Source organism: Sulfurimonas sp. (assembly GCF_047622445.1).
In the GTDB taxonomy this organism is placed as follows: Bacteria; Campylobacterota; Campylobacteria; order Campylobacterales; family Sulfurimonadaceae; genus Sulfurimonas.
This window is the reverse complement of sequence record NZ_JBLHOE010000094.1, coordinates 1-9547: the sequence shown is the minus strand read 5'-3', so window position 1 is coordinate 9547 and position 9547 is coordinate 1. Positions and strand designations below refer to the sequence as shown.

9 protein-coding genes are annotated in these 9547 nt (G+C 32.1%); 6 read left to right on the top strand and 3 right to left on the bottom strand.

The genetic code is table 11. The features are described from left to right. Positions 1 to 2170 (bottom strand): glycosyltransferase (locus ACI9TV_RS15135; protein ID WP_415251661.1); only part of this gene is annotated, 2170 nt, incomplete at its 3' end. 542 nt (positions 2171 to 2712) lie between these two features. Between ACI9TV_RS15135 and ACI9TV_RS15130 the strand changes: the two genes are divergently transcribed. Together ACI9TV_RS15130 and ACI9TV_RS15125 are read left to right on the top strand one after the other, a co-directional pair. After that, positions 2713 to 3342 carry a hypothetical protein gene (locus ACI9TV_RS15130; RefSeq protein ID WP_415251660.1) on the top strand — a complete coding sequence of 210 codons (630 nt, stop codon included), beginning with the start codon at positions 2713 to 2715 and terminating at the stop codon, positions 3340 to 3342. A gap of 273 nt (positions 3343 to 3615) precedes the next feature. Continuing rightward, positions 3616 to 3801: a hypothetical protein gene (locus ACI9TV_RS15125; RefSeq protein WP_415251659.1), complete on the top strand. Its 186-nt coding sequence runs from the start codon at positions 3616 to 3618 to the stop codon at positions 3799 to 3801. 78 nt (positions 3802 to 3879) lie between these two features. Here the strand turns inward: ACI9TV_RS15125 and ACI9TV_RS15120 are convergent, their stop codons facing one another. Next, the gene (locus ACI9TV_RS15120; RefSeq protein WP_415251658.1) at positions 3880 to 4026 is read right to left on the bottom strand and encodes a hypothetical protein; all 147 of its coding nucleotides are present in this window, start codon (positions 4024 to 4026) and stop codon (positions 3880 to 3882) included. Between the two features lie 216 nt (positions 4027 to 4242). Here ACI9TV_RS15120 and ACI9TV_RS15115 point away from each other — a divergent pair, with 216 nt between their 5' ends. From ACI9TV_RS15115 to trxA, 4 genes are all read left to right on the top strand, one after another. After that, positions 4243 to 5475, top strand: coding sequence for an AAA family ATPase (locus ACI9TV_RS15115; RefSeq protein ID WP_415251657.1), 1233 nt, complete (start codon positions 4243 to 4245; stop codon positions 5473 to 5475). Position 5476: 1 nt separating this feature from the next. Beyond that, positions 5477 to 6976, top strand: coding sequence for an ankyrin repeat domain-containing protein (locus ACI9TV_RS15110; RefSeq protein WP_415251656.1), 1500 nt, complete (start codon positions 5477 to 5479; stop codon positions 6974 to 6976). Then, positions 6966 to 8537 (top strand): VWA-like domain-containing protein, encoded by a 1572-nt coding sequence (locus ACI9TV_RS15105; RefSeq protein WP_415251655.1) that lies wholly within the window; start codon positions 6966 to 6968, stop codon positions 8535 to 8537. Before ACI9TV_RS15110 ends, ACI9TV_RS15105 begins: the two co-directional genes overlap by 11 nt. A gap of 198 nt (positions 8538 to 8735) precedes the next feature. Continuing rightward, positions 8736 to 9098: a thioredoxin gene (trxA, locus tag ACI9TV_RS15100; protein ID WP_415251654.1), complete on the top strand. Its 363-nt coding sequence runs from the start codon at positions 8736 to 8738 to the stop codon at positions 9096 to 9098. Positions 9099 to 9198: 100 nt separating this feature from the next. Here trxA and ACI9TV_RS15095 read toward each other — a convergent pair whose 3' ends face one another. Continuing rightward, entirely contained in the window at positions 9199 to 9378 is a 180-nt protein-coding gene (locus ACI9TV_RS15095) for a hypothetical protein (protein WP_415251653.1), read from the bottom strand. Positions 9379 to 9547 lie beyond the last annotated feature (169 nt).

Genomic DNA, 9547 nt, shown 5'->3' with positions numbered 1-9547 from the left:
GCCTAATGATTTTCCCAATCCCTCCCGTTAAAGATGCCACTACAGGGATGTTGGCTGACCATGCTTCAAGGATTACCATTCCAAAAGGTTCATGACGAGAAGGAAGTACTAGCATCTCTGCTTCATTGTATGCATTTACCAACAACTGATCTTTAGGAGTTAAGTCATGTATAAAGCTTATGCAATCCTTTAAATCATGTTTGTCTATAAACTCTTGTAGTAACTCAAAATACTCTGTATCAGACACAGCACCTAACAGCACGAGATGTAAATCTTTTTGTTTATCATACAACTTACTAAAAGCTTTGAGTAATACAAGTTGATTTTTTTGCGTATCTATTCGTGCGCTACAAAGAATCATTTTTTTATCTGCACTTATCATATAGTGCTTTTTAAAAGAAGTCGATGTAGCTTGTGAAAACTTCTCTATATCTACCCCATTAGATAAATTATAAGTTTTATCTCCATACAGCTGAGAAGCCTTGTCGTATTCTTCATCTGAGAGTGTAATAATGGCCGATGCGTCATCGAGCACTTTACGAGAACCAAACATCCAACCCAGTACTTTTCCCCATTCGTATCCATTTTCTAGCTGCTTTTTACGATGGCTTTGCTCCCCTTCACTTATGTTGAAATACCCACCGTGTAAGGTAATAACATAAGGGATGTTTTTGTATTTAGCAACACTGCGAACTATTGCACCCATTCGTTTGAGTGTATGAAGGTGAATGAGGTCTATATTTTTGTTTTTCAAAAGAGCCCACAAAAGAGAAAAACTAAAAAGGTTTCCACCTATTGCATCAAAGTTGTTTTTTTGTTTCGTACTCAAACCGAAAAATGGATAAAAATAATCAAACCGTTTAATCAAAGTCGAGTCCATAGTTTCTATACTATTTTCATCGAGTGCTTTTGAGGTGTATATGCTAGATGTATACCCTAGAGTAGAAAGGTTTTTTGCACTACTCATAACAACAGTTTCAGTACCACCCCATGAGTTTTGTGTAAAACGTCTTGGAACATGCATCAAAGATATCTTCTCTTGCATACGTAAAATATTTTCAAGAGTATCTTCAAACACTTCATACGAACTTACGCTAAGTATCTCTTGCTGTAATTCCCCAGCTGATGATAGACAATACTCTTTGTCTGTCATCATTTTTTTAATGGTACTACACATAGATTCAAGAGTATTGGCTATAAATGTATAGTTCTTTTGCTCTGCAAATCCTTCTATCCCTAATGTCGTTGTAATTAAAGCACGTCCAGCCATAGCTGTCTCTATCACACGAGTATTTGTTCCCGATGCGATAAAAAGAGGAAGTACTACAAAAGAGCTTTGTAATATTACTGACTCAATTGACTCTACTTCACCAATGATTTTTATACGTTTATGCTTAGTTACTGGTAAGGTATCACACCCTTTTCCAACGATATGAATCTCATAGTTGTTTCGTTCTAGTTCACATTCAATAGCATCATACACTTCTTCATTTATATAGTTATAGGCATCTCGATTTGCTGTTGAGTCCATAGAGCCGTACAAGAGAATAATGTTCTTTTCACCTAAAAATGGTTTCTTTGGTTTTATATCTGTTGTGTTTGGAAGGTATTGAAACTTTGGGTTTGTATCTTCTTCGTTTAGTTGTAAACATTCATTTTTATTTGAAAACAAAAATGTAAAATCATTTTTATACAAGCGTTTTTCATATTTGAGTAATTTCAACATTTGAATGTAGTAGTATCTTGATTGAAATGATTTGTTTTTTTCCCATGACTGCTTCATTAGTCTTGATAAGATTAAATCCACATCGATAATAATCTTTAAAGTTGGGATTTTCTCTTTCGCGTATAGGGCAAGAGAACTAAAAGCGATTGTTCTAAAAAAAAGTGTTTGAATGTTATGCTCTTGTATATACGCAACAAAAAGATTCTTACACTCTCGGGAAAAGTAAAGAATAGCCTGAGGACATAAAATATTTATTTTCTTGGATGACACAAGTTCTAAGGATGATGTAGCATTTATAGCCTCACTAGAGTCTTCAAAATCTTTAACAATACACGTATAGACAATCCTACTCTTTTGTAAACTTTTATATAAATATCGACTTCTATTTTTATCACCACCAAGAGAATTTTTAAACTCTCTATCGACATATAATAAATTTTTCATACTGTCCTCTTTCTAATGATTTAACCCATTGTAAAAGAACTCTTTGCAGATACTGTGCATGAATTGTGTTTTAGGTGTGTATCTAAATTGGTTAACTTAAAAGTAAGGAAATTAATGGCTGTTAAAAATATCAATGAGAATGCAAAAGAAGAAAGTGGTATTTTAGTATTTAGAAATGATGCAAGAAAATTTTTATCAATATTTTTAGTGACCATATACACCTATTAAATACAATTTGAGTCTATTTTTTAAAATCTGAAAAAACTATATACAAGGTATTTGATGGTATCAAGTGGATTACATGAGAGTTTCCCTCTACCCCATCCATCCCTTTAAATCTTTCTCGGTGTCAAACTCGCTTAAATGAGATAAAACGAAATTATTTCACTTGCTGACTTAATTAAAAATAATAGAAAAGTTCCAAAAACTACTGTTTTTAGTAACTGTCTAGTTTATATGGGACATTCCACTAGACTGATTAGAGACTAATGCAGTAATTTAGATAAAATGGCTTGAAATAATGTTGAAGAGGTTTCTAAGAGATGAAAAGATATATCTTATTTATATTATTAATTACATCTAGTACAATGATATTAAATGCCCAAGCATCAACTATTATTGAGGTTAATGCATCTTGTTCTGATTCTCTAAACTTATTTACTAGGGAATTTTATAGTAGTAATTCAAAAATAGAAAAATTTACTATTAAAATTAATAGTAAAAAATTAAATCTCTCAGAAGATGCTATTGAAGATATCCCTAATGGATATGTTAGTATACCTGAGGATAGACATTACCTAAAGATGAACGATGATATATACAATTTAAGAGGTGCTGTTGAACGTTCAAGCAAAGATAGAATCAATCAATTTACTTCTCATATTTATAATAAATCCAATGGCTTAATAAAAACAGAAGAACTCTATAGTTTAAAAAATAGTAAAGATTTAAAATACATACAAAAGATAACTCTTAAATACGGAAGTAATAAAACTAATATTATAGATGTTCACTTTGATGAAAACTTATTCAATAAAGAGCATCAAAAATGTAAAGAACAAATTGATGAATCAAGAAAAGAAATTTATTTACAATCTTCAATATTAATATTATTTATACTTGGAATATTATATATATTAAAAAGGAAGTCTAAGTATCTAAATAAGGACTAAATCTAAAGGTGAGGCATCTGCTTTTAAGGTTATGTATCTTGCTAACAGTATTAGAAGTTAGTATGAGATTTATCCTCAAAACTTAAAAGTTGGAATGTCCCCTATAAAGTAGACAGTTTTGTTTATTCAAAAAACTCTAGATTATGAAGTAAATAAAGCTGTTGTCAATTTTGCTCCACAAAGTACTGTTTATGGAGCTTACATTTTCCATCAATACAGCTATTTGCTTAACAATATACTGCTATACTTCTCAAAAACATATAAGAGGTTTAAATGCTAGGACAATGCACACCCTATGGATTTATAATCAAGTTCGTTATCATATTTTCATTAGCAGCAGTTGCAGTAACTATTACACAATTATTTACTAGCAACTCTATAATAAGCCTTGTAGTGTTTGCAATCACCTATGGTGGTGCTGCGTATTTCTATCCTAAAGCTAAAGATTGCCAAATATAACAGATTGTTGAACTTTTTTATAGCCATTTGTAAATAAAACTTTGTTTACTCCTAATATACCATAGTTTGAGCTATGTTTTAATCACCCATTTTTACTATTAAGTCTTTATTTGTAATAAAGCTATTTATGTAAGCATTGATTTTACCAAATGATAAATTATTGTCACCTTTAATTTCAATAAAGTAGCCTGTCCCTTTTATTCTGTCAAAAGTGATAGTGATCACCTGACCCCCTATATTTTATGGCTGAGTAAGTATAGGACTTTTAAAGGTGCACTTTAATAAAATTGCATAAAAGATAGACCAATACCTCGCAAACTTACAAAAAAAGATTGCATAGCGTACATGCTCTATCAGACCAAGTAATAAAACATACAAAATCAATGAACTGCTCAAGATGATAAAGATCTGATAGAACTTGATTCATACAGAGGAATATAGATGAACATTAGTTTTTCACATTTAGATATATACAAAGAATCCCAAATTGTCCCCTATTTAGAGGGTGAGTCAGGGATAGGTAAGACATCGATTATAGAGCAGTATGCAAAAGCAAAAGAAATGGATTGTATCATTATGGGAGTTGCTTCTTTAGATCATATAGAGTTTTACGGTAGGACAGTTTCAACAGATATTGTAGCAGGCTTTAATGATCAAAAATTTACTGTATTTAAGAAGTCTATACCTAACTGGGTATCAACAATACTTCAAAATGATCAAAACAATAAAGAAACGCTTCTTTTTATAGATGAGCTCAATCGAGCAGAGCCACAAAATCTTCAAAGTTTAATGAACCTAATACTTAAAAAAGAGTTTGGATCTGATAGCATTAAATTACCAGAGTCTTTGTTTATTGTCTGTGCTGGCAATCCCATAGATGACGGTAATTACCTTGTTGAGTCACTTGATAAGGCTATGCTAAGTCGAATGGCCATAGTAAAGGTTAAAGCTACACTTGAGTCATGGAAAAAGAGTTATGCTCTTTTGTATGATAAGAAAAACAATAGACAAAGGGTTCACCCCTTAATCATTAGCTATCTTGATAATAATCGTTCTGACTTTTTACTTCAAAGCCATGAAGATGATATGAGTGATCCAGGAATGGATCCAAGAAGATGGGATATGATTTCTAGACTACTGTATACTTATGAAAAAAATGAAAAAGATGCTAATAACTTACTGACCCTTTTATCTACCGTGTCTAGTAAAGAAGTTGCACCTAAACTTGTTAACTTTCTTAAGAGCTCTAAAGTTTTGGTATTCAGTACAATTCAAAAGCAACTTGCAGATTTTTTGAACCTACATAAAGAAAAAGACTTCAAGGCATATTTACTGGATGAAAAAAACGACACTTCTCATTATGATAAACTTATAGAGTCAATACAATCCCAGTTGGATCGTGCTCAACCCGTAACTCAGAGTAATATTCTTAGCTCTTGCTTTTTCGCTGTGGAAGCTGAGAGTGTAGGCGATGATATATTTGCAATTATGCTTAGTATAAGTTCTGAGGAACACATTATGTCAATAAAAGTTGGTATTGATGAGGCTGAAACTTTTATAGATAAGGTAGATGAAAAATATAGCTTAGGTGTCAATGAAAGAGTATCTAAAGGATTGATGAAACATATAAATAAAACCAATCCATATGTAGCAGACCTCCTTCGAGGGCAATAATATGACACCATCTTACCTTCATGAAAACCTCATGCAAGCGTGTGAGAATGGAAATTTTGACGAGGTAAAACGGTGGCTAGCTCTTGGTGCGGACGTAAACTTAAATATACACCTTCCTAAAAATGCTTTAGATATAGCCGTACAAACAGGCAATCATCAAATTATCAATCTACTGTTAGAGCATGATGCTAGCATAAAAGAGTATGTGCTTCAAAAAGCCATAGAAAAAGACAAAAAATATTTGCATCTTTTAATTCCAAACTTTGAAGCATGTAAGGATAAAAAACTTCTTACAGGGATGCTTCTGGCCGCCATTAATATAGGTGATTTAGACCTCGCAAAGCTAGCAATCGAGCAAGGTGTAAAACCAGCTTCATTGTTTGTATATACTATTTTAACAATTGCTAGTGTAGAAATATTACAATTGTTAATTGAAAATGGTTTTAATATACATGCGGATAAAAACAAAATTTTAACCAAATGGATGGATTCATCTCCAATAAACTCGCATACAGAGAAAAGCAATAAAAGACATGATCTATTACAATTTATCATTGAGTATTATCTAGAAAGGCCCAACTCTGTAGAAGGGTTTAAATCTTGGAATCAATCTGACAACTCACGTTTGTTTAGAATGGGATTAGACACTAATAATTTGAACATGATGAAGTTTTCGGTTTTAATAGGGGTAAACAAAAATGAATCGCTTAATTCTGTACTCAGTCTATATTACTCAAAAACACAAGACAATAATAATACTCAGTCTACAATCTTGGAAGACCATAAAAATGTAAATGTTAACTATGAGATAATCGAATATATTTTAAACTCAAATATAATATTTAATAAGGTAATCATTGCAAACGCAGTATGTTTTAACTATACTAAAATTTTGAGTGTTCTAAGCCATATGGATGATTTAGAATATGCCTATGAAATAGCCTATAGCTATGAAAATGACGCCTTGCAAAAGTATTTTATTAACAAAGGTGTTTCTATACAAGCACAACACTTTACTAAAATGAAGGTTTCTGCCACCAAAGGCAATCTTAAAGACTTACGACAAGCCGTTACTAATGGTGCTAATCTAGACGTATTGGGTACTGATGTTATTGTCGAAATCATAAATGAAAATCACGTAGAAATACTAAAATATCTTCATGCCTCAGGTACAGAGTTTGACCAATCGTATAATAAGCACCTAAATAAGGCAATGAATGCTCACCATGCCTATGAAAGCATAAGCTACCTTATAGAATTAGGTCTTGATATAACCAGTATAGGAAACTTACCACTGGACTACAGGGCAAAACACCCCTCTTTTTCTCATATGTGGGAAAAAAAATGTAGAAATATCTTTAATTACACTATTTATTTAGCAACAGAAGTTTACCCAAAGCGAGAAGGCAAAATAAAAGAAGACGTCTTAAAAAAAATTGCAGAGTTTTCAGCACTGCCTTATGTTATAAAAATGTCTGAGGCTGCATCACATGAACAGTAATCAAGACTACATCTACTCCTTGAAAACCATTGAATCAATCATTGCTAATCCTGATAGTAGTTGGAAAACAGTATTCAAAGAGATGATTATTTCTATGATAGCTTCTAATACAAATGAGTTGCTTTGGTATGCAAATTTTCTAAGCAGGTGTGAATATGAATTTCACTTTGATGAATCATTTGTTTCATCTGTTTATTTTAATGGGAAAAATTTTGTTATTGTCGTAAATCCAGTGATACTTGGAGTCATTCATAAAGACCAAATTATTGCCATACTTAAACATAGTGCGGGACATATAATTAACCATCACTTTGCTCGAGGAAACTACGACAACAGCATAAATAAAGAAGTGATTGAAACCGCAAAAGATATAGTGATCAATGGATGTAAAAAGGTTCCTTATATTAAAGACTTACCTCGTACTGGTAGCTATAAAGATTCGCCTATTGCAGCACTTTTTTATCAGTCCCTTTTTCAAAAGTACCGAATCGAAAGTTATGAGGTTGGTAGAGAGTTTGAATATTATGTAGAGCTAATACAAGAAGCTTTAAAAGAAGGTTCTTTTGAAGAAGCACAAGATGATGAATCATCTGCCGCTGACTTAGAAAATAGTTCTGATGATGAGATAGGTATACCATCAGATTCTTCACAAGACAAAAATGAAACTAGTAACCCCTCAAGCAATGGTGAAGAAGATGGCTCACAAGATGAAGACCAAAACAGTGGATCATCAAACAATAATGATGAGACAAATATACAATCAGAATCTTTATCTGATAAAACCATAGAAGCCTTAAACAATGGCGACTGTAAAATGGATAACCATGAGTATGGTGAACGCCTTCAAGAAGCTGTGGGACTAGAAAATAATGTATTAAACTCTTTCATGGATAGCACATTAAATGAAATGATACATGATTCAACAGACTTTGCAAGAGGTTTTACACCTGGTCTTGTAACTGGGGTACTAAGTAAAATTGAAAAAAAGAACTCACACAAAAATTGGAAAAAGATACTTAACAAAAATATGCAAAACTCCTTAAATAAATCTATGCGGTACAGAGAACCAAATAAGTCCAGACAACATCCCATTTTCCAAGATGATTTAGACTTGTATGGATACAGTCCCACAAAGAAACCTAAACTTGCCGTTGTGCTTGATGTATCAGGCTCTGTTGATGACAAACTTCTTAGTTCTTTGATGTCAGAAGTTCAAGCAATCCAGAGAAAATATTCTATTAAAAGTCTTACTCTCGTGCAAGTTGATGCTGAGATAAAAGATATACAAAAATTTGGAGTTCGAGATAAGTTCATAAAGAGACAAGGTAGTGGCGGAACCATCATGGAACCAGGTTTTAAGGCCTTATTAGAGCAATCAAATCGTGAGATACCTGATATGATAATATGTGCTACAGATGGAGATATAGAAAAAAGTTTTAAAGAAGTTAAAATTCCAAATAAAGTACAGGTTATTTGGCTTGTAGAGGAAAAAGGTAGATTGTTGTTTGATGTAAGTCAATATCCAAAACAGCAAATGCATGTTATTAAGTTTTCGGTGTAAAACGAAAACAATGCGTAAAATAATACGCTGATTAAGAATAAATGATAAATGCTTTCTGTAGTATATTTAGAGGCTATTTGCAAATAAAGTTGCCGCTCCCCTTTATTTATAACTTTGCAAAGCATTTATTAATGATAGAAAATTAAGTTGGAAATATAATCACTTAGATATACTCCGTTTACAAATGAAGGATAGACTATGGCTTATATAGATTTAACAACTAAAAATTTTAATGAAGTTCTGGATAATAACGAAATCGTGATAATAGACTTTTGGGCAGAATGGTGTGGACCTTGTCAAAAGTTTGCCCCGATATTTGAAAAGTCATCAGAGTATTACTCGGATGTAGTTTTTGCTAAAATTGATACAGAGGATCAGTCTGTTATCGCCAAACATTATGGGGTTATCTCAGTTCCTACTGTAATGATTATGAGAGATGGTATTATTGTTATTAATCATGAAGGAACTTTGACAGAGGCCGCGATTTATGAACTTATTACGCATGTTAAGTGTCTTGATATGGATAAGGAACGTGAAGCTTTAAATAACAATGAAGAATGAGAGAAATAAATTTAGGTCTCAAAACCCAGATTTAACCACGAAGGTTTAAAGGGGACAGGCTACTTTTTTAGTTTTCATAAAGTAGCCTATCAACTTTATTTTATTTTTTAATAGATTTTAGTTCAATAATCGAATCTTTTTTTATTAATCTTGTTGTGCCATTTACTCTTTCAACACGATAAGATTGTACGGTTTTCTTAATACATTTTACACTTGTCTCATATTCAATATCATATCGACCAGTTGTAAATGCAACATCATATACTATTCCAATTTCCATATTATTTACCACATCCCTATTTACTGATAGCTAAAAACTTATCAACATCACTTTGGAGTGGTAACCTAAATTCATACTAAGAATTCAACAATTCTAAGTTAAAATAAAATGAATAAAGGTAATCCATGAGAAAAAGTAAATATAGTCAAGAGTTTCAAGATTCAACAGT

Excerpts from the sequence above, each read along its gene's own strand:
- ACI9TV_RS15110 (WP_415251656.1), top strand. The coding sequence starts at position 5,477 with ATGACACCATCTTACCTTCATGAAAACCTCATGCAAGCGTGTGAGAAT.
- ACI9TV_RS15115 (WP_415251657.1), top strand. The coding sequence starts at position 4,243 with ATGAACATTAGTTTTTCACATTTAGATATATACAAAGAATCCCAAATT.
- trxA (WP_415251654.1), top strand. The coding sequence starts at position 8,736 with ATGGCTTATATAGATTTAACAACTAAAAATTTTAATGAAGTTCTGGAT.
- ACI9TV_RS15130 (WP_415251660.1), top strand. The coding sequence starts at position 2,713 with ATGAAAAGATATATCTTATTTATATTATTAATTACATCTAGTACAATG.
- ACI9TV_RS15095 (WP_415251653.1), bottom strand. The coding sequence starts at position 9,378 with ATGGAAATTGGAATAGTATATGATGTTGCATTTACAACTGGTCGATAT.
- ACI9TV_RS15125 (WP_415251659.1), top strand. The coding sequence starts at position 3,616 with ATGCTAGGACAATGCACACCCTATGGATTTATAATCAAGTTCGTTATC.
- ACI9TV_RS15105 (WP_415251655.1), top strand. The coding sequence starts at position 6,966 with ATGAACAGTAATCAAGACTACATCTACTCCTTGAAAACCATTGAATCA.